This window comes from Micromonospora inaquosa, from assembly GCF_003857055.1.
GTDB classification, from domain to species: Bacteria; Actinomycetota; Actinomycetes; order Mycobacteriales; family Micromonosporaceae; genus Micromonospora; species Micromonospora inaquosa.
This window is the reverse complement of the sequence record NZ_QGSZ01000148.1, coordinates 1-24,936: the sequence shown is the minus strand read 5'-3', so window position 1 is coordinate 24,936 and position 24,936 is coordinate 1. Positions and strand designations below refer to the sequence as shown.

Annotated in this window: 26 protein-coding genes and 2 pseudogenes; 14 read left to right on the top strand and 14 right to left on the bottom strand. The window is 71.0% G+C overall.

Annotated elements, in window-relative coordinates; genetic code table 11:
• Nucleotides 1-9 precede the first annotated feature (9 nt).
• On the bottom strand, nucleotides 10-492 hold the full coding sequence (locus tag DLJ59_RS06450; protein WP_208648569.1) for an RrF2 family transcriptional regulator: 483 nt from the start codon (nucleotides 490-492) through the stop codon (nucleotides 10-12).
• A 132-nt stretch (nucleotides 493-624) separates the two neighbouring features.
• On the opposite strand from DLJ59_RS06450, the gene DLJ59_RS06445 reads away from it, so the two are divergent.
• Complete coding sequence (locus DLJ59_RS06445) at nucleotides 625-1,365, top strand: SDR family oxidoreductase (RefSeq protein ID WP_124771587.1); 741 nt, start codon at nucleotides 625-627, stop codon at nucleotides 1,363-1,365.
• A 94-nt stretch (nucleotides 1,366-1,459) separates the two neighbouring features.
• Here the strand turns inward: DLJ59_RS06445 and DLJ59_RS06440 are convergent, their stop codons facing one another.
• On the bottom strand, nucleotides 1,460-2,722 hold the full coding sequence (locus DLJ59_RS06440) for an MFS transporter (RefSeq protein ID WP_124771586.1): 1,263 nt from the start codon (nucleotides 2,720-2,722) through the stop codon (nucleotides 1,460-1,462).
• Nucleotides 2,723-2,848: 126 nt separating this feature from the next.
• On the opposite strand from DLJ59_RS06440, the gene DLJ59_RS06435 reads away from it, so the two are divergent.
• Complete coding sequence (locus DLJ59_RS06435; RefSeq protein WP_124771585.1) at nucleotides 2,849-3,787, top strand: LysR family transcriptional regulator; 939 nt, start codon at nucleotides 2,849-2,851, stop codon at nucleotides 3,785-3,787.
• Here DLJ59_RS06435 and DLJ59_RS06430 read toward each other — a convergent pair.
• Nucleotides 3,780-4,208 carry a winged helix-turn-helix transcriptional regulator gene (locus tag DLJ59_RS06430; protein ID WP_124771584.1) on the bottom strand — a complete coding sequence of 143 codons (429 nt, stop codon included), beginning with the start codon at nucleotides 4,206-4,208 and terminating at the stop codon, nucleotides 3,780-3,782. The two genes, DLJ59_RS06435 and DLJ59_RS06430, sit on opposite strands and share 8 nt — an antisense overlap.
• Before the next feature lie 52 nt (nucleotides 4,209-4,260).
• Here DLJ59_RS06430 and DLJ59_RS06425 point away from each other — a divergent pair, with 52 nt between their 5' ends.
• The 4 genes from DLJ59_RS06425 to DLJ59_RS36250 all read left to right on the top strand — a co-directional run bounded on the left by DLJ59_RS06425 (nucleotide 4,261) and on the right by DLJ59_RS36250 (nucleotide 6,802).
• On the top strand, nucleotides 4,261-5,064 hold the full coding sequence (locus tag DLJ59_RS06425; RefSeq protein ID WP_244235856.1) for an alpha/beta fold hydrolase: 804 nt from the start codon (nucleotides 4,261-4,263) through the stop codon (nucleotides 5,062-5,064).
• Nucleotides 5,065-5,294: 230 nt separating this feature from the next.
• Nucleotides 5,295-5,945, top strand: coding sequence for a DUF6518 family protein (locus DLJ59_RS06420; RefSeq protein ID WP_124771582.1), 651 nt, complete (start codon nucleotides 5,295-5,297; stop codon nucleotides 5,943-5,945).
• A 60-nt stretch (nucleotides 5,946-6,005) separates the two neighbouring features.
• Complete coding sequence (locus DLJ59_RS06415) at nucleotides 6,006-6,467, top strand: HNH endonuclease (RefSeq protein ID WP_124771581.1); 462 nt, start codon at nucleotides 6,006-6,008, stop codon at nucleotides 6,465-6,467.
• Nucleotides 6,468-6,637: 170 nt separating this feature from the next.
• Nucleotides 6,638-6,802 carry a hypothetical protein gene (locus tag DLJ59_RS36250; protein ID WP_158630792.1) on the top strand — a complete coding sequence of 55 codons (165 nt, stop codon included), beginning with the start codon at nucleotides 6,638-6,640 and terminating at the stop codon, nucleotides 6,800-6,802.
• Nucleotides 6,803-7,175: 373 nt separating this feature from the next.
• Here the strand turns inward: DLJ59_RS36250 and pip are convergent, their stop codons facing one another.
• Nucleotides 7,176-8,132 carry a prolyl aminopeptidase gene (pip, locus tag DLJ59_RS06410; protein WP_244235855.1) on the bottom strand — a complete coding sequence of 319 codons (957 nt, stop codon included), beginning with the start codon at nucleotides 8,130-8,132 and terminating at the stop codon, nucleotides 7,176-7,178.
• 127 nt (nucleotides 8,133-8,259) lie between these two features.
• Between pip and DLJ59_RS06405 the strand changes: the two genes are divergently transcribed.
• Nucleotides 8,260-8,835, top strand: coding sequence for an NUDIX domain-containing protein (locus tag DLJ59_RS06405; protein WP_279635728.1), 576 nt, complete (start codon nucleotides 8,260-8,262; stop codon nucleotides 8,833-8,835).
• Nucleotides 8,836-8,917: 82 nt separating this feature from the next.
• On the opposite strand, the pseudogene DLJ59_RS06400 reads toward DLJ59_RS06405, so the two are convergent.
• From DLJ59_RS06400 to DLJ59_RS06390, 3 genes and pseudogenes are all read right to left on the bottom strand, one after another.
• Nucleotides 8,918-10,819: pseudogene (locus tag DLJ59_RS06400) on the bottom strand (S9 family peptidase); the annotation flags it as partial.
• A gap of 60 nt (nucleotides 10,820-10,879) precedes the next feature.
• Nucleotides 10,880-12,343, bottom strand: coding sequence for a rifampin monooxygenase (gene rox / locus DLJ59_RS06395; protein WP_124771578.1), 1,464 nt, complete (start codon nucleotides 12,341-12,343; stop codon nucleotides 10,880-10,882).
• A gap of 197 nt (nucleotides 12,344-12,540) precedes the next feature.
• Nucleotides 12,541-13,254: a TetR/AcrR family transcriptional regulator gene (locus DLJ59_RS06390; protein ID WP_124771577.1), complete on the bottom strand. Its 714-nt coding sequence runs from the start codon at nucleotides 13,252-13,254 to the stop codon at nucleotides 12,541-12,543.
• Between the two features lie 86 nt (nucleotides 13,255-13,340).
• Here DLJ59_RS06390 and DLJ59_RS06385 point away from each other — a divergent pair, with 86 nt between their 5' ends.
• Both DLJ59_RS06385 and DLJ59_RS06380 read left to right on the top strand, forming a co-directional pair.
• Nucleotides 13,341-14,204, top strand: coding sequence for an NmrA family NAD(P)-binding protein (locus tag DLJ59_RS06385; RefSeq protein ID WP_124771576.1), 864 nt, complete (start codon nucleotides 13,341-13,343; stop codon nucleotides 14,202-14,204).
• Between the two features lie 56 nt (nucleotides 14,205-14,260).
• The gene (locus DLJ59_RS06380) at nucleotides 14,261-14,737 is read left to right on the top strand and encodes a hypothetical protein (protein ID WP_124771575.1); all 477 of its coding nucleotides are present in this window, start codon (nucleotides 14,261-14,263) and stop codon (nucleotides 14,735-14,737) included.
• A gap of 16 nt (nucleotides 14,738-14,753) precedes the next feature.
• Here the strand turns inward: DLJ59_RS06380 and DLJ59_RS06375 are convergent, their stop codons facing one another.
• Nucleotides 14,754-15,737, bottom strand: a complete 984-nt coding sequence (locus DLJ59_RS06375) for an AraC-like ligand-binding domain-containing protein (RefSeq protein ID WP_124771574.1) — start codon at nucleotides 15,735-15,737, stop codon at nucleotides 14,754-14,756.
• Nucleotides 15,738-15,848: 111 nt separating this feature from the next.
• Here DLJ59_RS06375 and DLJ59_RS06370 point away from each other — a divergent pair, with 111 nt between their 5' ends.
• Nucleotides 15,849-16,415 carry a maleylpyruvate isomerase N-terminal domain-containing protein gene (locus tag DLJ59_RS06370; protein ID WP_124771573.1) on the top strand — a complete coding sequence of 189 codons (567 nt, stop codon included), beginning with the start codon at nucleotides 15,849-15,851 and terminating at the stop codon, nucleotides 16,413-16,415.
• A 3-nt stretch (nucleotides 16,416-16,418) separates the two neighbouring features.
• Here DLJ59_RS06370 and DLJ59_RS06365 read toward each other — a convergent pair whose 3' ends face one another.
• Nucleotides 16,419-16,958 (bottom strand): GNAT family N-acetyltransferase, encoded by a 540-nt coding sequence (locus DLJ59_RS06365; RefSeq protein ID WP_124771572.1) that lies wholly within the window; start codon nucleotides 16,956-16,958, stop codon nucleotides 16,419-16,421.
• A gap of 32 nt (nucleotides 16,959-16,990) precedes the next feature.
• On the bottom strand, nucleotides 16,991-17,479 hold the full coding sequence (locus DLJ59_RS06360; protein WP_124771571.1) for a DnaJ family domain-containing protein: 489 nt from the start codon (nucleotides 17,477-17,479) through the stop codon (nucleotides 16,991-16,993).
• Nucleotides 17,480-17,710: 231 nt separating this feature from the next.
• On the opposite strand from DLJ59_RS06360, the gene DLJ59_RS06355 reads away from it, so the two are divergent.
• Both DLJ59_RS06355 and DLJ59_RS06350 read left to right on the top strand, forming a co-directional pair.
• Nucleotides 17,711-18,361: a LysE family translocator gene (locus DLJ59_RS06355; protein WP_124771570.1), complete on the top strand. Its 651-nt coding sequence runs from the start codon at nucleotides 17,711-17,713 to the stop codon at nucleotides 18,359-18,361.
• A gap of 103 nt (nucleotides 18,362-18,464) precedes the next feature.
• A complete protein-coding gene (locus tag DLJ59_RS06350) occupies nucleotides 18,465-19,028 on the top strand; it encodes a dihydrofolate reductase family protein (RefSeq protein WP_124771569.1) in 564 nt (187 codons plus the stop codon).
• Between the two features lie 69 nt (nucleotides 19,029-19,097).
• On the opposite strand, the gene DLJ59_RS06345 is transcribed toward DLJ59_RS06350, so the two are convergent.
• From DLJ59_RS06345 to DLJ59_RS06330, 4 genes are read right to left on the bottom strand one after another with little or no spacing between them, the layout of a single operon-like run.
• The gene (locus DLJ59_RS06345; protein ID WP_124771568.1) at nucleotides 19,098-20,105 is read right to left on the bottom strand and encodes an RNA polymerase subunit sigma-70; all 1,008 of its coding nucleotides are present in this window, start codon (nucleotides 20,103-20,105) and stop codon (nucleotides 19,098-19,100) included.
• Between the two features lie 31 nt (nucleotides 20,106-20,136).
• Nucleotides 20,137-20,970 (bottom strand): SDR family NAD(P)-dependent oxidoreductase, encoded by an 834-nt coding sequence (locus DLJ59_RS06340; protein ID WP_124771567.1) that lies wholly within the window; start codon nucleotides 20,968-20,970, stop codon nucleotides 20,137-20,139.
• Entirely contained in the window at nucleotides 20,967-22,310 is a 1,344-nt protein-coding gene (locus tag DLJ59_RS06335) for a flavin-containing monooxygenase (RefSeq protein WP_244235854.1), read from the bottom strand. The genes DLJ59_RS06340 and DLJ59_RS06335 overlap by 4 nt, the downstream gene beginning before the upstream one ends.
• Nucleotides 22,311-22,365: 55 nt before the next feature.
• Nucleotides 22,366-23,013, bottom strand: coding sequence for a TetR/AcrR family transcriptional regulator (locus DLJ59_RS06330; protein ID WP_425271394.1), 648 nt, complete (start codon nucleotides 23,011-23,013; stop codon nucleotides 22,366-22,368).
• 57 nt (nucleotides 23,014-23,070) lie between these two features.
• On the opposite strand from DLJ59_RS06330, the gene DLJ59_RS06325 reads away from it, so the two are divergent.
• Both DLJ59_RS06325 and DLJ59_RS06320 read left to right on the top strand, forming a co-directional pair.
• Nucleotides 23,071-24,462 (top strand): MFS transporter, encoded by a 1,392-nt coding sequence (locus DLJ59_RS06325; RefSeq protein WP_124771565.1) that lies wholly within the window; start codon nucleotides 23,071-23,073, stop codon nucleotides 24,460-24,462.
• A gap of 26 nt (nucleotides 24,463-24,488) precedes the next feature.
• Nucleotides 24,489-24,936 (top strand): annotated as a pseudogene (locus tag DLJ59_RS06320) (hypothetical protein); the annotation flags it as partial.

Here is a 24,936-nt window from a genome sequence, read left to right as displayed (position 1 = left end):
GTGGCCAGATCAGCCGGCCCCGCCGGTCAGCCAGGCCTGGATGCCGACCAGGGCCTCGGGGCCGGAGGTGGCGTCGACGTCGCGGGCGAGGTCGGCGATGGTGACCGCGGCGAGCGCTTGGCGCCACGCGTCCTCGGCCGCCCACATCGCTCGGGCGACGGGGCACGGCGTGGTGCAGGCGTCGGCCGGGGTCGCGAAGGGGCCGCGTTGGCGGATCTCGGTGCAGACGAAGCTCGGGCCGGGACCGTCGACGGCCCGGACCACGTCGAGCAGGGTGACGCTCTCCGGTGCGCGGGTCAGCACGTAGCCACCCGACTTGCCCTGCACGGAGTGGATCAGACCGGCGCGGGCCAGCGCCTGGAGTTGCTTGGCGAGGTAGCTGCCGGAGACGTCGTGCAGTTCCGCCAGCTTGGCCGCCGGAACGGGCGTGTGGCTGGTGGTGAGCACCACGCAGCAGTGCAGCGCCCACTCGACCCCGCCGGACATCTTCATGACGTCACCCTAGCCACCCCGTTACTCGGACTCATTCTGTCCGAGTATATTTCTCGGACAGAAGAGGTCCGAGTTTTGGCGGCGTTTCGGCAGCCGGACAAAAGACCACACAGTCACGGGAAGGTGCATGGCATGAAGATCGCCGTACTGGGCGGGACCGGTCTCATCGGGTCACAGGTCGTCAAGATCTTGCAGGCCGCGGGCCACGAGGCGGTGCCGCTCTCGCCGTCCACCGGGGTGGACCTGCTCACCGGGCAGGGCCTCGCCGACGGGCTCGCCGGCGCCGAGGTCGTCGTCAACCTGACGAACTCGCCGACCTTCGACGAGGCCTCGCTCGCCTTCTTCCAGACGACCATGGACAACCTGCTGGCCGCCGCCGCTCGCGCGGGCGTCGGCCACGCGGTGATCCTCTCCATCGTCGGCGTCGACCAGGTGCCCGACCTGGACTACTACCGCGCCAAGGCCCTCCAGGAGGACATCCTCAAGGCCGGTCCCATTCCGTACTCAATCGTCCGCGTCACCCAGTTCTTCGAGTTCGTCGAGGCGATCCTGTCCTGGACGTCCGATGACACCACCGTCCGGCTGCCCGCCACGCCGGTGCAGCCGATGGCCGCCGCCGACGTGGCGCAGGCCGTCGCCGAGGTGAGCATGGGCGCGCCGTTGCAGGGCATCCGCAACGTCGCCGGGCCCGACGTCTTCGCCCTGACCGAGCTGGGGCGGATCACCCTCGCCGCCCGCGACGACCAGCGCACCGTGACCACCGACGACAGCGCCGGCATGTTCGCCGCCGTGCCCGGCGATGTCCTGATCGCCAAGGGCGACGCCGTCATCGCGCCCACCGCCTACCGGGAGTGGCTCGTGCGCCGGGCCTGAGGTGTCGACCCGATCCGCACGTCGCCGTGGGAGCCGAGCACGACGGCGGCGTGCGGGTCCAGGCCCGCCACTCGTGCGCCAGGATCGGCCAGCGTCAAGCAGCGACCCTCGGTGCGCCAGAGACCGCGGGGTGCCCGGGGTACCGGTTGTTGGCGTCCGGGCGCCGGGGAAGCAGCAGCGGGCTTGCGAAGATCGCCAGCCCGGCGACCGTGATCGCCGTACGCGGGCTGGTGGCCTGCGCGAGCAGCCCACCGAGCGCGCTGAGGGTGGCGATGGCCGCGCTGCTGCCGATCGACCAGGCAGAGAGGGTACGGACGATGCGATCCTTCGGAGTCTGTTGAAGGCGGTAGGTGGCGAGCACCGGGTTGTACAGGCTCATGCTGATGATGATCGCGAACTCGACGGCGATCACCGTGGCGAGACCGACCATGCCGGGCTGGACGAAGGCGAGGCCGATCAGCCAGATCGCGCGCAGCGTGCCCACGGCGCGGATGATCCGGTGTTGGCCATGGCGTGCGACCACCCGACGGGCCAGGCGTGACCCGATCAGCCCGCCGACGCAGGGCACGGCGAAGGCGAGGCCGTACTGCCACGGCGGAAAGCCCAGCTCGCCGAGCAGGAGCACGGCCAGCAGCGGCTCGGTGGCCATGATCAGTCCACTGACGAGCAACTGGTTGACGTAGAGCGCCCGCAGACCGGGGTGGGTGAGCAGGTGCCGCCAGCCGTCGAGCAGCTCGCCGGCCCGAATCCGGCCGCCGCCGGTGCGCCGTGGGTGGTCGTCGTTGCCACGAATGGCGGTGATGCCCAGCGCGGAGAGCAGGTAGCTGAACGCGTCGGCCCCGACGGTGACGACCGGCCCGAAGAGTCCCACCGCGGCGCCGCCCAGCGGCGGCCCGAGCGCGATCGAGCTCCAGGTCGTCGACTCGAACCGTGCGTTCGCCACCAGGAGGTCGTCCGGCCGCACGAGGGCTTTGAGGAAGGCGCCGCTGGCCGCATTGAAGGTGATCTTGGCGGTGGCGAGCACGGCCGAGACGACCAGCAACTGCCCGAAGCTGAGCCGGCCCAGCGCGTACGCGACGGGGATCGTCAGCAGGACCGCGAACCGGGCCAGGTCCATCGCGATCATCACCCGCCGCTTGCGGTGGAACTCCACCCACGGCCCGATCGGCAACGCGATCAGCGCGCCCACCGCCGGCCCCAGCGCGGCCAACACTGACACCTGGGCGGGGCTGGCCTGCAACACCAGCACGGCGATCAACGGCAACGCCCCGAAGCCCAGCCCGGAGCCGTAGGCGCTGACCGCGTACGACGCCCACAACCACCCGAACCGCCGACCCAGCGATCGCCTCGCGGACACGCCCACCCTCCCGCCTCAACAACTCAACGTTGACCGTGGGGATCAAAGCAAGGCGCGTGACCATGTATCAAACAACCGGATGAGCGGCGCGGCACAACCAGAGGTTGTGTCAGTAGGGTTTGTCGGGTGAATCTCGACGCCGTCCGCACCTTCGTCGCCGCCGTCGACGCCGGCCAGTTCCAGGACGCCGCCGCCGCGCTGTCGATCACCCAGCAGGCCGTCTCCAAGCGCATCGCCGCTCTGGAGAAGGACCTCGGGGTACGGCTGTTCACCCGCACGGCGCGCGGCACCCACCTCACCGTCGACGGTCAGACCTTCCTGCCGCACGCCCGTGAACTGCTGCGGGTCGAGGCGCGCGCCGACGCCTCCGTACGCCCCGGCCGACGGGCACTGCGCGTCGACGTGCACAGCCGACGGATCGCACCGGCGGTGCTGTTGCAGGATTTCCACCGCGCGCATCCCCACATCGAACTGGACGTCGTCACTCTCGACGCCGACGTGCACGCCGCGATGGCCGCCGTCGAGGCGGGGACAGTGGACGCCACCTTCCACGCCGTCACCGTCGCCGCGCGTCACCTGCCCGCCGCGATCAGAACCACGCGCGTGATCGACGAGCACCACGAACTGCTCGTCGGCCCCCGCCACGCGCTCGCCAACGCCCGCAGCGTCACGCCCGCGCAACTCGCCGAGCACCGCATCTGGATGCCCGGCCTGGCCCCCGGCACCGAATGGGCCGACTACTACGACGAGCTCGCTGCCGCGTTCGGCCTTACCATCGACCTGGTCGGGCCGGTCTTCGGCAACGAGGCCCTGCTGGCCGAGATCGCGGACTCCGCAGAGCTGGCGACCCTCGCCGGCGTTCGCACCCGGTACCTGTGGCCGGACAGCTACGACCTGCGGCGCGTACCGGTGCGCGACCCGTCGCCGATCTATCCCATGTCACTCATCTGGCGCGACGACAACCCGCACCCCGCGCTGGCCGCACTTCGCGACCACCTCGCCTCCCGGCGGGTGCAGGCAGCCGGCACCGAGGTCTGGCTACCAGCTTGGGCGCACCTCAGTTAGCCAGGTCGGCGGACAACTGATCGTCGTGACGGCGGCGGGCCCGACCAACGGCAGCCATGTGGTGCTCAGCCCACGCGCGTACCGCTGCCAGCGGGGCGTCCAACGAAACGCCCAGATCGGTGAGCGCGTAGTAGACGCGCGGGGGCACGGTCGGCTCCACACGGCGGGTGACCAGGCCGTCACGGCGCAGGCTCCGCAAGGTCTGCGAGAGCATCTTGTGCGACACCCCGGGCGTCCGTCGGCGCAACTCGGCGAACCCGAGTTCGCCCGGATGGACTTCAGCGAGCACCTTGATCAGCATCGACGTCCACTTATCGCCGATCCGGTCGAGCAGCTCCCGCGTCGGGCAGGCCGGACTGAAGAGATCGCCGGTTACCTCCAGCTCACCAGGTGTCGGTGAAGTGCCGTCTTGTCCGATCATTCGGTGCTCTCCATGATTGAGTAGGTAACTGATGGTAACCGGTGAGGGTGAGATGGAAGTACGACGAATTCCGACGAATGACACCGAGTTGAATGTGGCGCTGGACGGTGCCGGACCGCCGGTGCTGCTGATGCACGGTTGGCCGCACACCTGGCAGGTGTGGCGTCCCGTCCTGCCGCTGCTGACCAGCCAGCGCCGGGTCATCGCGCCCGACCTGCGCGGCCTCGGCGACAGCGCCGACGCGGCAGACGGCTTCGACGCCGCGACCGGTGCCGACGACATGCTCGGGCTACTCGACGCGCTCGGAGTGGACCGGGCCGATGTGGTGGCCCTCGACGCCGGCGTACCCGCAGCCTTCCTGCTCGGCGTGCGGCACCCGACCCGCGTCCGCCGACTGGTCCTCATGGAGGCTGTGCTGCCCGGCCTGCCGGGCGGTTTCGCCCAGCCGCCGTGGTGGTTCGGCTTCCACTCCGCCCCCGGGCTGGCCGAGACGGTGCTGGAAGGTCACGAGGGCGCATACCTGGACTGGTTCCTCACGGCGGGGACCTACGAGCGCCGGGGCGTGCCGCCGGAGATCCGGGACGCGTTCGTCCACGCGTACACCGGCCGCGAGGCGCTGCGCCGCGGATTCGGCTACTACCGGGCGGCGGAGCAGAACGCGACAGCGATCCTCGCGGCGGGACGGCTGACCGTGCCGACCCTCGCCGTCGGCGGCAACACGGTGGGCGACCTCCTGCACCACCAGTTGGCCCCGGTCACCGACGAGCTGACGGGAACGCTCGTCGCGCGCAGTGGCCATCTCGTCCCGCTTGACCGCCCAGACGCCGTCGCCGAGCTGATCCTCGCGTCCCCCTGAGCGTGTGGACAGCACAGCCGGCTACCGCCGGAGCGCGCGGCCATTCGCCGAGCAGGCACGCCCGCGTGTCAGGCGTCGTTCCACGACGCTGCGCGTGCACCAGGAGGTCGCCGGTCGCGCGTGGCGCACATCGCCGCTGAGCGAACCCGGCCGTATGGCGGATGCGACGTGGCAGGAAACCCATCCTTAGCCAGAGGTCCCGGGGGGGCTCGGTGTGGCAGCCTCGCCCTGTGACGACAGTTGATCGTGAGGTGCAGCGCCGGCACCGCGTCCTGACGGTGCTGGTCGGTGGGCTTCTTCTCGGCGTGGTGGACCTGTTGCTGCAGCGCACCCTGCCGTACCCCTGGGCGAACCTGGCCAATTCAAGCGCCGTCTGGGCGGTCGGCGCGTTCGGCATCGGATCGTGGCTCCGCGCCGACTGGCGGCGGTCCGCGTTCGCCGGGATCGTGCTGCTCCTCGTCGCCGTGGAGGCGTACTACCTCGCGGCAGTCGTCCTGATGAACGACAGTGCACGGAACCTGTGGTCCCCCACCACGATGGCGTGGCTGTTCTTCGGGGTCCTCGCCGGCGCCCTCTTCGGGGGGGCCGGCGGACTGAGCCGCCACCGGAAACCCTGGCTGCGAGCGATCGCCGTGGCCATGCCCGGCGCGGTCCTGCTCGCCGAGGCGGCCACGCTGTTCAACCGCAGCGCACAACCGGGCCGTGGATCGCACTACCGAACCGACAGCCTGCAAACCGCGGTGATCGAAGTGATCCTCGGCGTCGCGCTGATCCTGCTGGTCGCTCGGACCAACCGGGTACGTCTGCAAGCGATCGCCGCGGCGACGGTGCTCGCGGTGCTCGGCTTCGCCGCGTACACCGTTGCCGGCTTCGGCGGCTGATCAGTGCCGCATCAGCCCTGTCCGGCCCAACGGGCGAGGTGTGTGGCATAGGGTGACGGTGTGCTGAGCCAGGTCAACGGTTTGTCCCGACACTTCACCGAGGACAGTCTCCGGCAGCATCTCACCGAGCGCTCGACCAGACGGGATGACGGCTGCCTGATCATCCACGGCTACGGCACCCAGCGCGGCGTTTACCAGAAGGTCGCGGGCCGGGCGTGGGCACACATCGCGGCGTACGCCGTCTTCGTCGGGGGTTATGACCCCGACTTGGAAGTCGACCACCTCTGCAACGTCAAGGACTGCGTCGAACCCACGCATCTGCGACAGGTCAGTCACGCCGAGAACTGCCGCACGAGAGCGCAGGGCCCGACGTGCCGCAACGGCCACGATCGCGAGGTCGACGCATCAACGGGGCGGTACCGCCGGACGTGCCGCGCCTGCAATCGCGACAGTCAACGCCGTTGGCGCGAGCGCCAGGCCGCCGAGGTGGCGCTGGCGCGCGGTGCGTACGCCCGGATGTAAAGGGTGCGGCCGCTCGCCCCGTTCGGGGTCATCGAGCTGGACCGCACCGCAGCCTGAATAGGATCAACAGATCGGCCCGATCCGTCTAGGTGGATCAATCGCAAGCGACATGCCGAAGAGGACCAACCATTTCGAAGAGCAAGAGACGCAAACGTCGGGACGGTTCAGTCGTGGAGTTCCGGGCCGCCGCGTACCTGACGACGGCAATGTCGCGAAGGGTCAAAGTCGCCGCACGAGGTGGTTCAAGCCTGGCTGAACAGCCCCCGCAGGTAATCGACGCTGACCAGCTGTTCGTCGGCACCCTGCATGAAGGTGAGCGCCTGGCGAAGCGCTGAGGCGACCGCTGTTTCGGGGACGCGGGACACAGTGTTGTGCGGATCTTGCCCCCGAGCGCTTCCGTGCGCAGCTGGGGGGGCCTGGGCGCCCAAGCCAGGTGCTCGCACTGCCGCCGGCGCACCGCTGGCGAGGACGTTCGGGGTGGGTCGCCGGGACCGGGCCAGCGGTCGTCCTGAGCAGACCGGATCAGACTGCCCAAGCTGCGGGTACACCAGCCTGATGCATTACGCACAAGAACTGTCATTATGATGCGCGTACGTTATGCCCGTTTCGTGGTAGTAGTTTATTGGATTATCGTTACTGGTAAGCCAATAAACGGCGCGGAGGACGCCGACCGCGAGATGCTCGGAGGTGTCGGCTGTCGCGAGCTTCCTATCGCGCGAACCGGTCGAGGGCGCAAAGAACGTGCTCACGGGTTTCGGCGGTGCCGAGATGCCCCACACCTTCGACAACGATCAGCTCCGCGTCCGGCCAGGCATGGTGCAGTTCCCACGCCGTTTGTAGCGGCCCACCCAGGTCGAGTCGACCGTGGACGAGGACACCGGGGATGCCGGACAGCCGGCCAGCGTCGCGCAGCAGCGCGCCTTCCTCCAGCCATGCGCCGTGCGAGAAGTAGTGCGCACAAATTCGCACGAAGGCCAGCCGAGCCGCAGGAGGGCGGTCGCCGTACGGGTTGGATGCGCCGCCGGTCTCTCCGGACAGCACCGTGTCCTCCCAGGCGCACCAGTCAACCGTGGCCTTGTTTCGCACGGCGGCGTCGGGGTGCTCCATAAGGCTGGCATAGGCAGCCACGACGTCGCCGTTTCGTGGCGTGTCAGGGACACCCTCCAGGAAGCGTTCCCACTGCTCAGGAAAGAACCGGCCGAGGCCCCGATAGAGCCAGTCGATCTCCGAGCGTCTGGTCATGGTCACCGCGGCGATGACGATCTCGGACACCCGCCGCGGGTGCTGTTGCGCGTAGGCCAGGATGAGCGTGGAGCCCCAGGAACCGCCGTAGAGCAGCCACTGGTCGATGCCCAGGTGCCTACGCAGCCGTTCCATGTCGGCGATCAGGTGCCAGGTGGTGTTGTGCCGCATGTCGGTCGTCGGGTCGCTCGCGTGTGGTGTGCTGTGGCCACAGCCACGCTGGTCGAACAGGACGATCCGGTACCGCTTCGGATCGAAGTACCGGCGCCAGCCAGGACCGGCCCCCGAACCGGGCCCGCCGTGGACGACCAGCGCCGGCTTACCTTCCGGGTTGCCAGACACCTCCCAGTACACGCCGTTGCCGTCGCCGACGTCGAGCATGCCCGTCGTGTACGGCTCAATCGGCGGGTACAACTCGCTCAAGGTCCACACCTCCAACACGGTGGGCGAAACGCTGTCACAGTGGCACATCCCGGTTCTCCGAACTGGGAGCGGCGGTGGCGGCGTGGCACGGTGGCTCCGACGGGTAACCCTCCACAGAAGGTCGAGCATGAACGATCACCGCGCGCACGCCGCAGACATGCAGGTCGCAGTCCTACCCGGGGACACCGTCCGACATGTCGTGACGCCGAACCTGCGCCACTCCGTCCGCGCGATCATCCTTGATGAGGACAACCGCATCCTGCTCTGCCAGTTCGTCTTTCCTCACCCGGTGGTGCCAGCGTCGGCGACGGCCGTCTGGGCGGCCCCCGGCGGCGGCATCGAACCCGGCGAGGATCGGTTGACGGCCCTGCGCCGCGAACTGCGTGAGGAGACCGGCCTGACGATCACCGCCGACCCACCGCACGTCTGGCACCAGGAAGTCGTGGCCGCCGACCTGGCGCCGGGCTTCGACGGCATCGTCAACGACTACTTCCTCATCCGCACGAACCACTTTCAGCCCCGCGGCGAGCTGCCAGACGACCAACTCGCTGCGGAACACCTGGCCGCGTTCCGGTGGTGGAAGCTTTCGGAGATCGCTGGCAGTACGGGGCCTGAGCTGTTCTCGCCCCGCGACCTCACCACACCGTTGACAGCGCTTCTCACCGCGGGGACACCGGACCAGCCCGTCCCACTCGGCCTCTGAGGGATGTCTCGTATGCGGGGAGGTCGGCCGGCGAGCTGGTCGGGACGGCGGGTGAGGTGTGCCCGCTCGGCGGGGTTGTTTCTTCGGGCCGGAGCCAGCGATCAAACCAGGCTCGGGTCCGGCGCAGGAGATCCAGCTGGTGGTTGCGTTCCCGGATCGAGTGGCCCTCTCTCGGGTAGATCACGAACTCGTGCTCTACGTCGAAGTGGCGCAACGCCCGGTGCAGGTACACGGCCTGTCCGAGGGGAACGTTGGTGTCCGCCGCGCCGTGCGCGATGAGCACGGGAGTACGGATGTGGCTGGCGAAGGAGATCGGGCTGACCGCGTCATGCGGGTGTGGTCCGATGCCGGACCAGCCGGTGCTGCCACCGAGCGCGGCCTCGAACTGGCCGTTCTCGCCGGTCGCGGCGAGCATGCCCCAGTCGACGATGCCGGCGCCGACCACCGCGGCCCGGAAACGGTCGGTCTGGCCGACGGCCCAGGCGGACATGAAGCCGCCGTGGCTCCAGCCGGCGATGCCCAGCCGATCGGGGTCGGCGATGCCCTCGGCGATGAGCAGGTCGATGCCGGTCAGGATGTCGGTCCACTCCTGCCGTCCGACCTGACCGGCGACACTGGCGGCGAACTGGTGGCCATGACCCTGGCCGCCGCGCGGGTTGGGTAACAACACCGCGTAGCCCGCGGCGGCCAGCCACTGCGCGCTCGGGAACCAGAACAACTGACAGCGATCGGCGTAGCGATCGTACGGGCCTCCGTGCACGATCGTGACCAGCGGGAACGGGCCTTCGGAAGCGGTTCTTCCCACCGGCAGCACGAGCAGGCCGTCCAGGTCGAGGCCGTCGGCGGCACGGTAGGCCAGCGGTTGCTGCGTACCGAGTGCGATGCCGTCGAGTTCCGGGCGGGTGTTGGTGACCCGTCGCAGTGGTCCGGTCGGCGGTCCGATGTGCACGTTCGGGGTGTGATAGCGGGTGCCGGTGAGTGCGGCGATGGTGTCGCCGGCAGGGGTGGTGGTGGGGTTGTCGAGGCGTCCGGGGTGATGCGACAGGTTCGTGAGTTCGGTGCGCTCGAGCCGGGCCACTGTCGTGTTCAGGCCGTCGGCGAATACCACCAGCGGGGCGGCATCGGTCTGGCACAGTGCGGTGGGGCACATCGAGAGTCCAGCGGTGCGGTTGCGCAGGACACGGCTGCGCACAGCCAGATCGAACACGGCGGTGCCGGCCTGCAGCACCGGTGGGGTGAGCGCGAGGTAACCGAGGTGCCAACCGTCCTCGCCCGGCCACCAGGTCAGCGATCGTGCGTCGACTTCGACCGGTCCGAGGTCCTCCGCATCTCCGGTGCCGGGATCGAACAGGTGCAGTCGACCGGTGCGCGGGCCGCAGTCGTTGTCAGCGCTCGCCCAGGTCAGCACGGCAAGGGGGCCGCCGTCGGGACGTTGCCGCATTTCCACGACGTGCCGGTCACCGAACACCTGCGGGGTGGCGACCCGGCCGGTACGCAGGTCGAGCAGGCGCAACCGGGCACGTTGCTCACCCTCGCCGACGACAATGGCGTCGTCGCGGTCCCGGGCGCGGCGCGCGTCCTGCTCGGTGGGTTCGTCCTCGGCGAGCAGCGCGATCAGGTTGGGGTCGATGAGCGGCAGGTGGTCGATGACGCCGACGGACCAGCCGGTCAACGTGGTCGTCGTGCCGTCGGCGAGGGTGAGCCCGTGCAGTTGCGGGGTACCGCGGTCGGCGCTGTCGGACAGGAAGAACAGCGTCTCCGAGTCGGCCGACCAGCGTGGCAGGGATTCGGTTGCGGTGTCCGCGGTCGCCCGGCGCGACTCGACGGCACCATCGGTGTGTACGAGCCAAAGTTCGGTGTCGAGGTGGTCACCGGTGCGGCTGGTGGGGGCGAGGACGTAGCAGAGCAGGCGCCCGTTCGGGGTGAGCGCCGGGGTCCGCGGCTCACGACCATCGACCACGAGTTCGGCGCTCAGACCTGTCACCCGGTCAGTCTCTCAGCGCCGACCACACAGCCGCACCGATGGGCCCGCCAGGAGGCGGGGTCAGTGGACGGGCCTGCCGAACCAGCGGAAGAGGCGCTCGTCCAGATCCTGCTGGTCGTCGCCGATCCACGCGACGTGGCCGTCGGGGCGGAGCAGGACGCCCGGAGCGTCCAGGTCGGCGGTGGGATCCGCCAGGTGATCGACCCGGTCTGACCAGCCGCGGACGGTCAGGCGTTCGGTGCGATCGAGCAGCAGGCCGCGTCCGCGGTGCAGCAGACCGTAGAGGTGGCCCTGTTTCACGGCGATGTCAGGCAGCCGGCGACCGAGTAGGTCGGGCCCGGCGCCGAAGTCGTAGCGGATACCGATTGCGGTGATCTTCTTCAACAGATGCAGGTTCACCTCGTCGAAGTCCATCAGCTCGGTGAGCAGCCTCCGCAGGGCCTGTGCGCCTGGTTCGGTGGACAACAGCTCGGTCTGGGCTCGGGTGTTGTCCAGCACCTCCGCGGCGACCGGCCGGCGTTCGGCCTGGTAGGTGTCCAGCAGGGTTTCCGGCGCCCAGCCGCGGACCCGCGCGGCCAGTTTCCAGCCGAGGTTGACGGCGTCCTGAACGCCCAGGTTGAGGCCCTGCCCGCCGATGGGCGGATGGATGTGCGCCGCGTCGCCGGCCAGCAGCACTCGCCCGACCCGATAATGATCGGCCAGTCGGGTCGCATCGCCGAAGCGGGACAACCAGCGCGGCGAGTGCACGCCGAAGTCGGTCCCGGCGATGGCACCCAACTGGCGCTTGAAATCCTCGAGGGTGGGTGGTTCGGCGCGGTCGCTGACCCCGGCGGCGGGCACCAGGACGCTGTAGACCCCGGCACCGGCCGGTCGGAGCCAGAATCGCTGGTGGGTTTCGCGGATCTGGGCCACCTTGGCGGCGACCTCCTCCGGCGGCACGCCCACTTCCATCTCGCCCATCAGGCTCTCGGTCCGTGCGGGCTCGCCGGGGAACCCGACGCCGAGCAGTTTGCGCACCGTGCTGCGGGCGCCGTCACAGCCGACGAGGTAACGCGACCGCAGCTGTTCCCCGTCGGCCAACTCGACGGTGACGCCCTCGTCGTCCTGCGCGAGACCGGTGACGGCGCAACCACGTCGGACCTGCGCACCCAGCTCGATGGCGTGTTCTTCGAGCAGACGTTCGATGACCGGCTGCGGGATACCCAGCAGGTAGGCGTACCGGGAATCCAGGCCGTGGGGCGCGGGTTTGGGGATGGCGGCGAAGAAGGCGCTGGCCGGACGCTGCCGCCCGTGCGGGAGGATGCGCGCCAGCAGCCCGCGCATCGCCATCAGCTCAAGACTGCGGATGTGCAGGCCGACGATGCGGATGGCCGACGCCGGCTCGGTTTCCCGCTCGACGACGAGGACCCGTACCTCGTGCAGCCGCAGTTCGGCGGCGAGCATCGCCCCGGTCGGCCCGCATCCGACAATGATCACGTCGTATGTGCGGGGTGCGTGGTCGGTGGTGAATGGCGCAGGGTGCATAGGTGATGCCTTTCGGGAGTGCCGTGTTGGCAGGGCGCTCCCGGCGACACCTACGTCGATCGCCCGACCGTGACGGCAAGGGGGAGCACCCACATCGCTGGAACGTTCATGGGTCTCACCTCCTCGGGCGGTGTCGCGGTCGACTGCAAGCTATCTCCCCCGGCGCGGTCCCGTCGAGTTATTTCCCCGTGAGGTGATCACGGCAGGTGAGTCAGCGATCGGTGCAGCCACTCGGCCATCAGCGCGCGTTCGGCGTCGGTGAGCCCCGGGAGGTCGGGCAGCACCGTCGCGAAGGTGACCGCCACCGCGTTCGTGGTCGTGTCGGGTGTCGCCGGAGTTGTCGACAGGATGCTGGTGAGGACGGCATCGAGCATGGCCTCGCCCAGACCGAGGTCGCGCTGGTCGGCGGGCATTCCCAGCAGGGTGAGGATGGTGCCGTTGCCCGCTGAGTGGATCATCAGGAGCGCGCGCTGTTCGTCGACCCGGAGCAGGCCGGCTGCGGCGAGTCGCCGGACGCGGCGGCGGAGCACGTCGAGGCCGGCGACAGTTGCCGGCGAGGGTGTACGGCTCCCCCGCGCGGCGATCAACGCGTACAGCTCGGGGTTTGTCAGGCCGAACTCCACGTGCGTGCGCCATCCGGAGCGCAGGTCCGCGACCGGGTCACGCGTGGCGACGTCGGCTGCCGATTTGCCGCTGACGTAGCTGGCCATGACGTGCTCGGCGACGGCGTCGATCAGGCCGTCCTTGTCACCGAACAAGCGATAGATGGTCGGCGCCTGCACACCTGCGGCCTGGGCGACAGCGCGCGTCGTGACCGCGTTCGCGCCCTTCTCGCGCAGCAGTTGGGTTGCCGCCGCGACGATGCCCGAACGGACGTCGTCGCGGGATGCCAGGTCCTGCGTCGTCACCATGAATCGATGCTAACAGCGACTTGTTAACCCCGACGTATCACTGCTAACGTTCGACGAGTAACGCCGATAACGAGGGAGTGTTCGCCATGTTCGTCGTCACCGGTGCCACCGGGCACCTCGGGTCCCAGATCGTCGACCGGCTGCTCGACCGGCTACCACCCGACGCCGTGGGCGTGAGCGTGCGCGACACCGCCAAGGCCGCGAGCCTCGCCGAGCGTGGTGTCCGGGTGCGCGCCGGAGACTTCACCAACCCGGCCACGCTGGCGCACGCCTTCGAGGGTGCCGACAAGGTCCTCGTCGTGTCCGCCGCCATCCGGGGTGACGCCGCGGTCGCCGCGAACCGCGCCGCCATCGACGCCGCCCACGCCGCGGGAGCCAAACGAATCCTGTACACCAGCCACCAGGCCGCCTCCCGGGACTCGCTCTTCGCCGCCCAACCCACCCACGCCGCGACCGAGGAGCACCTCGCCGGGCTGGGGGTTCCCTTCACCGCCCTGCGCAACGGGTTCTACGCGAGCACGCTCAGCCTCTCCATCGGCGCGGCGCTGGAGACCGGTCAACTCGTGGCGCCGGCGGACGGCCCGGTGTCCTGGACCGCCCACGCCGATCTGGCCGAGGCCGCAGCCATCGCCATGGTCGAGGAGGGCGTACTCGACGGGGTCACGGCACCGCTGACCGCGTCGGAGATGCTCGACCTCGAAGCGGTGGCCGCCATCCTCAGCGACATCACGGGACGCGCCGTCGAACGTGTCGTCGTGGACGACGACGAGTGGCGGGCGTCCGCCATCGCACGAGGCATGCCTGCGGCGGCGGCCGACTTCACCCTCGGCCTGTACCGCGCGGCGCGGGAAAAGGAGTTCGCCGTCACCGATCCCACGCTGGGGACCCTCCTCGGCCACCGCCCGACATCCGCTCGCTCGGTGCTCGAGACCATCGTGGCCCAGCGGTGACGTGCTGGCCGGCAGGAATTGACCCTCGACCGGGTTGAGGCCCGAGCATCGGCGACATGACCGACGAACCGACCGCCGACCCGACCATGACCCGCATCGGCGAGGCCGTGCAGCTCGGCCAGGGCGGCGCACCCGCCCAGGCCCGTGAGCTGCTCACCGCGCTGTGGGACGAGCTCGGCCGCACCGGTGACGCCCTGCACCGCTGCACGCTGGCGCACTACCTCGCCGACCTGCAGGACAGCACCGAGGCGGAGTTGAGCTGGGACGAACGTGCCCTGGCCGCCGCGTCCGAGCTGACCGACGAACGCGCCCAGCGGTATTCGCCCGCGCTCCAGGTGCAGGCGTTCCTGCCGTCGCTGTATCTCAACCTGGCGGACTGTCACCGGCGGCTGGGCAACGTCGGTGCGGCCCGGGAACACCTCACCCGCGCCCGCGAACACCTGGTGCGGCTACCCGACGACCCGTACGGCGAGAGCATCCGCGCCGCCGTCCGTGACTTCGTCGAGGACGATCCGACCGACCGCCGACGATAGTGGCCGGTCGGGCGGGTCACCGATCGTGCCGCGCCACTGTCGTCCGGTAGGCCTGCGGTGAACGTCCGTAGCGGGCCCGGAAGACGCGGCTGAAGTGGGCCTTGTCCCGAAACCCCCAGCGGGCGGCTAGGGCATGGATCGGCTGCCGCAGCAACGGGTTGGCGAGGTCACGCCGGCACTGCTCCAGGCGCTTGGCGCGGATGAGTTCGGCAACCGTCGTCTGCTCCGCTTCGAACAGGCGGTGCAGCGATCGCAGCGAGATGTGGTGGACGGCGGCGACGCTGCGCGGGTTGAGCTCGTCACTGTCGAGATGGCGGTCGATGAAATCGACGACCCGGGCCCGCAGCGTGGTCTGCCGGGCCTCCGGCGAGAGAGTGTCCTCGACGTCGAGGTACTGGGCGAGCGCGGCGGCGAGCAGATCCAGCGCCACAGCGCCCAGGACCTCGGCCTGGGCCGGCTCGTACTGCTCCGGGTGCGCCGCGATGCTCCGCAGGTGGTGGGTCAACAGCCCGCCGACGCCGAGGTGCGACGGCAGCGGCGTGGCCAGCAGGCGGCGGAGCCGGTCCGGAGCCAGGGGCAACGCCGCGTGCGGTATCTGCACGGTGATCGTGGTGGCGAGGCCGGGGCCGTCAGCGCTGTGCCGGGCGATGTGCGGCCGCCGGGTGTCCAGGAGTGTGAAGTGCCTGTCGGCGGTGAGCGTGTTCTCGGTGCGATCCTGAATCAAGGTGCTGCGACCCGTCAGTGGCAGCGCGAGCTGGTAGACGTTCCCCTCGGCTCTGCGGACCAGTTTCGCCGGTCGGGTCGAGTCCAGCGACGGGTACCGCAGCGAGGTCATCCGAATGCGGCCAAGATCAATGGCTTGGACGTACGCGACGAAGTTGTCCAGCTGGGCGCTGCTGATGTGCGCCGGCGCCATCTCCTGAGCGACCAGGGCATACCAGAACTCGAACCGCTCCGCCGGCGGCAACACCGTCGTGTCCACCACCAGGTTGGGCAACACTCTGCTCGCCTCCCCCGCATGCGAGGATGGATTCTTGCACGCGTCGATGTTCTCCACTCACGACGGGATTCCCATGCGCAGCGCTGACCGGGGGGCTGGCGAGTGTCAGCGATGAACGGCGCCGACCTGCGGGAGGCAGCCGAGGAGATGACCCGGGTGCTGATCCCACACCGGGAACGCGACTGGTCGGTGCCGGCCGGCTCGCTGAGCTGGAGCTGCTGGACCACCGCGGCGCACGTCGCGCACGACCTCCTCGCCTACGCGGGCCAGGTCACCGGCCGCCCGGATGACGCCTACCTGCCGTACGACCTGCGGGTCTCCCCCGACGCGAGCCCGGCGCAGGTGCTCACCGTGGTGCGGGCCTGCGCCGGGCTGCTCGCCGCCGCCGTCGACGCGGCCCCGCCGGACGCGCGGGCCTGGCACTTCGGGCCGTGCGACCCGTCCGGCTTCGCCGCCATGGGGGTGGCCGAGACCCTGCTGCACACCCACGACATCACCCTCGGCCTCGGTGTGCCGTGGCAGCCGCCGCAGCGGCTGTGCGCGCTGGTGCTGCGGCGACTCTTCCCGGACGCCCCAACCGGGCCGGCGCCCGAGGTGTTGCTCTGGATGACCGGCCGGGGTGAGCTGCCCGGCCGGGCCCGGCGCACCTCCTGGCGCTGGGAGGCCAGGGGGGACTGACGACTAGGCGTGCAGGGCGTGCCGGTGACCGTCGAGTGGGAACGGCGGCCGGGCCGGCAACACCTCCTGGAACACGAAGCCAGACTTCTGCGCCACCCGGCAGGACGCCACGTTGTCCACCTGGTGCAGCAGGTCGAGCCGGGCCACCTCGGGGAACCGGTCGAACGCCCAGCGGCTCAGCGCGGTGACGGCGCGCGGGGCGACGCCGCGACCGCGTGCCCACGACGCCGTCCAGTAGCCCACCTCCGGCGCCGGGCGTTCCGGCGTGACCCCCTTGAGAACCACGTTGCCCACCAGCCGGGCACCGTCGGCCCGCTCTTCGACGACGGCGAACGTGTACCGCCGGCCGTCGGCCCAGTCCCGCTGGGTGGCTTCCAGCCACCGTCGGGCCTCGGCGGCGCTGGTCACCGGATGGCTGGTCCAGCGGAGCAGGACCGGGTCCTGGTACGCGTGCACCAGGTCGTCCAGGTCGTCGGCGGACCACTCGCGCAGGGTGACACCCGGTGTCGAGGGTGTTCCGGGTGCCCGCGATTCGATGAGCATTGGCACATTCTGCCGTGGTCGTGGCCGTGGGATCAGCCCCGACGGCGGCGCCACCGCTGCCACCAGCCGCGCCGCGGCCGGCCCGACGAGGCCCTGGCCGCCGCCGGTTCGATGACGGTCATGGTGACCTCGGGGCGGGCCCGTTCGGCGCGCCAACGGCGGACCACACCATCGGCGTTCACCGGACGCACCACCACCCGGGGGCCGTCGGGGTTGCGCAGCCACGCCACGATCTGCGCGTTCAACTGCGCCACGAAGTCACGCACGGACTGCTCGGTGGGCAGGTCCCGGACCTCGTCGGGAACCTGCTCGACGCGTCGGCGCAGTTGCAGCGACGTGGGCAGCAGCAGGTCACTGGGGAGGGCCTCGCGCTCCAGAAAGCTCTTGATCCACCAGGACTCGTCGTACGGCGCCCCCCGACCGGGGATCGGCTTGCCCATGCCGGGCAGGTCGTCGAACTCGCCGCGTTGAACGGCACCCTGGATCTTCGCCTCAACTGACGCTTCCCACGCATCGGTCACTCTGCGGCACCCCCCCTGGCCACCGTAACGCGCCGCCTCCGCCCGGTGGCGCGCACTTGTCAGGGGTTCAGCGCGCCCGTGACGGTGAGCATTCCCGCTTGTGCCGCCGGATGGCACCACAGACGGAGTGGATCACCCGGATCGCAGGCCACGGCCCGTCAGGTGGCCCTGGGCCAGGATCTTTGTCCCGATTACTGTCAGTGTGGGATCTACCGAACGGGGGGAATCGTCGTGGTAAGTGCGGGCGCACTGCTGGGTATCGCGCTGGTGGCGTTGGGGCTGGTGCTCACCCCCGGCCCGAACATGGTCTACCTGGTGTCCCGCTCGGTGGCACAGGGCCGCCGGGCCGGGCTGGTCTCGCTGCTCGGGGTGGCCGCCGGCTTCGGCGTCTACCTGACCGCGGCGGTCGCCGGCCTGGCCACCGTCTTCGTCCTGGTGCCGACGCTGTACGCGGTGGTGAAGCTCGCCGGCGCCGGCTACCTGCTCTGGCTGGCCTGGCGGACGTTGCGTCCGGGCGGGAACTCACCGTTCACGCCGGCGCCGCTGCCGCCGGACCCGCCCCGGCGGCTGTTCACCATGGGCCTGGTCACCAACCTGCTGAACCCGAAGATCGCGATCCTCTACGTGTCGCTGTTACCGCAGTTCGTCGACCCGACGCGGGGGCACCTCGCCACGCAGAGCCTGCTGCTCGGTCTGACCCAGATCGTCGTGGCGCTGAGCGTGAACGCGCTGATCGTGCTCACCGCCGGCACCCTCGCCGGGTTCTTCGCCCGCCGGCCGGGGTGGCTGCGGGTGCAGCGGTGGGTGACCGGCACCGCCCTGGCCGCGCTGGCCGTACGCATCGCCGCCGACCGCTCGCGCGCGGCGGTCGCCACACCCTGACCCGGAACGCGAGGACCATCTGCGGACGCAGACCGCACACCGATGAGGTTTCCGCGTCGCGCCCGTCTGTACGTGGGAGAACGACTCACGAGAGGCTGGCACGATGCGGAAATTGATCTTCGGTATGAGTGTGACAGTGGACGGTTACGTCGCCGCGCCGGGCGACGACCTCAGCTGGAGCGCGCCGAGCGACGAGCTGTTTCAGTGGTGGCTCGACCAGGAGCGGGCGATTGCGCTGTTCCTGTACGGGCGCAGGCTGTGGGAGTCCATGAGTTCCTACTGGCCGACCGGCGATCAGCAGCCGGGTGCCACCCCGGCGCAGGTCGAGTTCGCGCGAAACTGGCGGGACACGCCAAAGGTGGTGTTCTCCTCGACGATCGAGACGGTCGACTGGAACACCCGTCTGGTCACCGGCGACGCGGTCGCCGAGATCACCCGGCTCAAGGCCGAGGACGGCGGGCCGATGAGGGTGGGTGGCGCAACGCTCGCCGGCGCGGCCATGCGGGCCGGGCTGGTCGACGAGTACGAGATCGTGACTCATCCGGTGCTGCTGGGCGGCGGAAAGCCGCACTTCACCGCGCTGGACAGCTGGGTGAACCTGAACCTGGTGGAGACGCGGACGTTTCCCGGCGGAGTGGCGCTGACCCGATACGAGACGAGGCGATAGACACGGGCCGAATGCTCGAAAACGCGGGGAACGCTCCCCGGGCCCTTCCCTGCGTTTTCGAGTGTGCGATCACAGTGTCGGTGGCAGGTCCAGCCATGGCTTGTCGGTGGCGTCGAATCCGGTGAGCTCGGCGATCTTCCCGTCGACGATGTGCAGGAGCGCGACGGCGAACAGCCGGTACTCCGGGTCGTCGGGTGCGCGGAGGTACAGCACGGCGGCTGGCATGCGGTTCACCGTCGTGGTGATACCGCGCCAATCGTCGTGGCCGCGCTGGAAGAGCCCACCGGAGACCCAGCCGTCCACCGCGTCCTTGGCCGTCGTGGTCACGGTGCCCGGATCGGGCAGCATCGCGAAGCGCAGGTCGTCGCGGAGCAGGGACATCAGCCCGTCGAGGTCGTTGCGCTCGTGGGCGTGGATGTACGACTTCACCGCGCCGCGCTCGCTGCTCGACAGCTCGTGGGTGGCGGGGCTCCGCCAGTCGAGGCGGCGCTCGGGCAGCTGCTCGCGTATCGTCACGCGCGCCCGCTGCACGGCGCTGGTCACCGATGCGATGGTCAGCTCGAGGGCGTCGGCGGTCTTCGACGCCGGCCAGCCGAGGACGTCGCGCAGAATGAACACCGCCCGCTGGCGCGGCGGCAAGTGCTGGACGGCGACGATGAACGCCAGCTCGATCGTCTCCCGCGCCACCACCGAGTCCTGCGGGTCCTCGGGGAGCATCCGGTCGGGGTACGGCTGAAGGTACGTCAACTCGGAGCCGGAGTCCGGCAGCTCGGACGGTACGGGTGTGCGGTCGTTGCGCTTCCTCAGGAAATCCAGACAGGCGTTCGTCGCGATCCGGTACAGCCAGGTCCGCACTGCCGCGTGGCCCCTGAAGGACTCCCGCTTGTTCCACGCCCGCAGGAACGTCTCCTGCGTCAGGTCCTGGGCGTCCTCGTAGTTCGCGAGCATCCGGTAGCAGTGCACCTGCAATTCACGCCGGTGACGTTCGGTCAGGAGTGCGAACCGCGCCGTGTCGCCTGAGCGGACCGCCGCGATGAACGCGGCCTCGTCGGCGCCCGGCAGTCTGGCGTCGGTCATGGTCGTCAACCCTTTCCAACGGTGCGGGAGGCTAACTCCGGGCGGCCCTGCGGTGTCGGTCGACCATACCGGCGGCCAGCGGCGCGCCGTCCAGGTCACCGGCGGCGAGCCGAGCGGCGAGGGTACGGCGTACCAGCCGGTCGGCCAGCGCGGGCGCGTGCCGGCCGACGGCCATCTCCAGCCGGCCGCGTGCGGTGGTCGCCACGTCCCGGGGTGCCCGCCGGGCGGTGGCGGTCCGCAGGATCGCCCCGACCACCCCTTCGACGGGCTCGGGGCGGGACACCCCTCGCAGGGACAGCCCGGCCTCGGCGGTGCTGTCGTGAATCGGTGAGGCGACCATGCTCGGGTAGACGACGCTCACCCCGACGTGGGTGCCCACCTCGTGGCGCAGCGCGTCGGCGTACGCGACCAGGGCCCGTTTGCTCACCCCGTACGCGGCGGCGAGCGGCAGCGGCAGCACCGCCATCCGGCTGGCCACGAAGATCACCCGTCCGCGCGCGGTGAGCAGGGCGGGCAGCGCGGCGGCGGTGGTGCGCCAGGCGGCGAGCAGGTTGACCTCCAGTTGCCGGCGGACCACCTCATCGGGCGGCAACTCGGCCGGCGCGGGACCACCGACCCCGGCGTTGTTGATCAGCAGGTCGAGCCCGCCGAGCCGGTCGACGGCGGCCCGCACCGCCGACGGCACGGCGTCCGGGTCGGTCAGGTCGCAGCCGAGCACCGGCACGTCACCGTCGGGGCGCGCGTGCAGGTCGAGCCCCACCACCCGGGCGTCGGCCGCGCTCAGCGCCGCGCCGAGGTGGCGGCCGAACGTCCCGCTCGCCCCGGTGACCAGCACCCGCCGGCCAGCCAGGGATCGACCGCTCATCGGGGTGCCCCCACCGAGGACGCCGCGCCGGAGCGGACGCGGCGGGCCCCGGCGGTCAGCTCCCGGGCCAACTCGGCCAGGTAGACGTCGAAGTCCACCCGCATCGCCGGGCGGCGCTGACCCCAGCGGGCGGTCGCGGCCCGTAGTTCGGCCCGGCAGACGGCGCGTTGTCGGTCCGGGTCCGGCAGCGCGTACCGGCCGGCGAGGTGCGCCGCGATCAGCTTGGCCTGCGCCTCGACCAGGGGGAACGCGGAACCGGTGGACTGCATCAACCCGACGAAGCTCAGACCGGGGGCGTCGGGGTGGAACACGTGCCGGTACAGCTGCAGGGTGTCGGCGCCCCCGGCGAGCAGCGCCGGGTCGAGGAACGGGACGTCGACGCGGTATCCGGTGCACCAGATGATCAGGTCGACGCTGTCGCTGCGGCCGTCGGTGAACTCCACCCGGTCGCCGTCCAGGGCGGCGACGCCGGGGCGGGCCTCGACGTCACCGTGGGTCAGCCGCGACAGCAACGCGTCGGAGAGCGTCGGGTGGTCCTGGAGGAAGCCGTGCGTCGGCGCGGGCAGCCCGTAGCGGGCGGGGTTGCCGACGGTGGTGCTCAGCATCGTCTGGCTGATGCGTTGACGCAGGCGCCACGGCAGCCGGCGGGCCAGTGCCCCGTTGAGGGTGTCCGACGGGCGACCCAGCAGGTACTTCGGCACCACCCAGACCCCCCGGCGCAGCGACAGCAGGGTGCGGCTGGCGGCGTACGACGCGTCCACGGCGATGTCCATGGCGGAGTTCCCGCCGCCGATGACCAGGACCCGTCTGCCGGCCAACTGCTCCGGGCCCCGGTAGTCGTGGCTGTGCATCTGCTCGGCGGTGCAGGTGCCGGGGTATCCGGGGTCGGGCAGCCGGGGCACCCGGTTGTGCCCGTTGGCGACGACCACGGCGTCGACGGTGACCTCGACCGGGCCGGTCGGGCCGTTGGCGGTCACCGTCCAGGTGCCGGTGGGGTTCTGGGTGACCCGCTCGACGGTGTGGCGCAGCCGGATGGTGTCGGCCAGCCCGAAGCGTGCCGCGTAGTCGGCGAGGTAACCGGCGACGCGACGGTGGTCGGGGTAGTCCGGCCAGTCGGTGGGCATCGGGTGGTCGGCGAACTGGGTGCGGCCACGGCTGGTGTTGAGGTGCAGCGTGCGGTACGCGGGCGAGTCGGGTGCCCCGTACACCCAGAGGCCGCCGACCTGCTCGGCGGCCTCGAAGCCGACAGTTGGCACGTCGGCGTCGCGTAGTGCCTTGACCGCGGCGAGGCCGGCGGCGCCGGCCCCGATCACCGCCACCTGAGGTGGTCGTCCGCCCATTGCCGCCCCCATTAATCCAACGTCCGATGGATAATCGTCTTGCGGCGGCGGCCCGTCAAGGGGCCGGTGATCCGTACAGCCCGTCGAGCAGGCGATGCACGAACGCCCGGAACTCGCGCCGCTCCCGGGCGCCGGGCGCGCCCGCGGCCAACGCCACCACGTGCCCGTGCGTCGCCCACACCAGGCTCCGCACAGTGATGTGCGGGGTCGGCTCCGCCAGCGCGCCGGTCGCCGACGCGGCGGCGAGCAGCTCGGCGACCAGCCGGTACAACGGGTCGGCGTAGCGCTGGTCCAGCTCGGCGTGCCGCTGCGGTTCCAGCCAGCGGCGCAGCCACAGCGTGGTGGTCTCGGGGCGATCCTCCAGGAAGTCGACGAAGACGTCGACCAGCTCGTGCAGGGCCCGCCGCGCCGCGTCCGGACCGGCGTCGAGGGCGGTACGGGCCTGCTCGGCGGCCGCGGTCAGCACCTCCCGCTCGGCGGCGAACACCCGGGCGAAGCACGCGTCGTAGAGCGCTGCCTTCGTACCCGTGTGGTGCGCGACAGTGGCGACGTCGACCCCGGCGGCGGCGGCGACCTCCCGCAACCCGACGGCGTCGAAGCCGCGTTCGGCGAAGAGCGCGGTCGCCGCGGTGAGCACCACCTCGCGGGTCGGCCGGGTCTCGTCGCGGCGGGGCCGGCCCGGGCGGCGGCGGGGCATGGTCATGGCCGTCATTCTGCCCCTAGAATCCAGCAACCGTTGGATTGCGGAGAGGATGCGGCGATGACCGGGCTGGACCGGCGGCCCGCGGCCGCCACCGACACGACGCTGCCCCGCGGCCCGCTGGCCGGCTTCGCCAGCGGCTCGCTCGGCATGGGCGTCTGGGTGACAGTGCCCGGCCTGCTGCTGCTCTACTTCCTCACCGACGTGCTGGCCGTCGGGCCGTGGCTGGCCGGCCTGACGCTGCTGCTGCCGAAGATCGCCGACGTGCTGCTGCACCCCTGGGTGGGGCACCGCGCCGATGTGGAGCAGACCCGGCGCGGCGACCGGCGTCGCCTACTGCTGATCGGCTGTGCCCTGCCGGTCGCGTTCGCCGCGCTCTTCGCCGTGCCCGGCGGCCTGACCGGCGCGCCGGCGGCCGCGTGGGTGGCGGTGTTCTTCATCGCCGGCAACCTCCTCTTCGCCGCCTACCAGGTCCCCTACCTGGCCACCCCCGCCGACCTGCGCATCGGCTACCACGAACGCACCCGGCTGATGGCCTTCCGGATGGTCGTGCTGACCCTGGGCATCCTCGTCTCCGGGCTGTTGGCTCCCCTGCTCACCGGCGGCGACGCCGCGACGCGGGGCGGCTACCAGCGCATGGGCGTGGTCCTCGCCGTGGGGATGCTGGTGGCCATGCTGGTCGGTGTCGCCGGCATCGCCCGGCTGCGCGGCAGCGCGGCGGATCGGACCCCGGCGGGGCACGGCGGGTGGCGCGCGCTGCGCATCGCGCTGCACGACCGGCAGTTCCGCTGGCTGGTCGCCGCGTACCTGGCGATGTCCACCACCACCCACCTGGTGCTCGCCGGGGTGCCCTACTACGCCGAATACGAGCTGCGCGCACCCGGCCTGACCACGGTGCTGGTGGCCGCGTTCGTGGCGCCGGCGCTGCTGGTCACCCCGGCCTGGCTGGTGGTGGCCCGACGCGTCGGCAAGCAGCGGGCGCTGCTCGGCGCGCAGGGCGCGTTCGCCCTCGGCTCGCTGGTGCTGGCGGTGGGCCGCCCGGCCGGCCTGCCGGTGCTCGTCGCCGCGGTGGCGGTGCTCGGGGTGGCGTTCGCCGGGATGCAACTGTTGCCGTTCTCGATGCTCCCCGACGTGATCCGCGCCGCCACCAGCACGGACGCCGGCACCGCCAGCACCACCGGTGCCACCGGGGCCACCGGGGCCGGCACCTACACGGGGGTGTGGACGGCCACCGAGGCCACCGGCGCGGCCCTGGGCCCGTACGCGTACGCGTTGTGCCTGACCGTTGGTGGTTTCGTGGCCTCGACGGCCGGTGAGTCGCCGGTGCAGCCGGACGCCGCGCTCGCGGCGGTCCGCTACGGCTTCGGGTTGCTGCCGGCGGTGGCGATGCTCGCGGCGCTGCTGCTGCAACGCCGCTACACCCTGGACGCGACGGCCCGGACGACGAGCTGACCGCCCGGCACTAGACTTCGCCCTCGATGGACGCCCAGCCCAGCACCACCGAGACCCGCCCCTGTGCCCACTGTGGAGCGCCGGTGCCGCAGCGTGTCGGCGCGGGTCGACCGTTTCGCTACTGCCGCGACAACGACGGCGCCTGCCAGCGCGCCTCCCGCAACAGCCGGATGCGCCACCGAAACGCCCCCGGCCTGCCGGGGCAGGTGGCCCGCACCTGGGAGGCGGTGGACCGCCTCGACCAGATCGTCGAGACGTTGACCGAGTCGCTGCACGCCGAACTGTCCCCGGTGGGTGTGCAACGGCAGCTCGCCCAGGTCCGCGCGGAGGCCGCCACGGAGATCGCGGCGGCGCAGACCGAACGCGACGAGGCTCGCGACGACGCCGAGCCCGCGGCGGCCGACGCGGCGCGCGCCCGCGAACAGGCCCGCGCCGCGCTCGCCGACGCCGACGACGCCTGCCAGCGCGCCGACC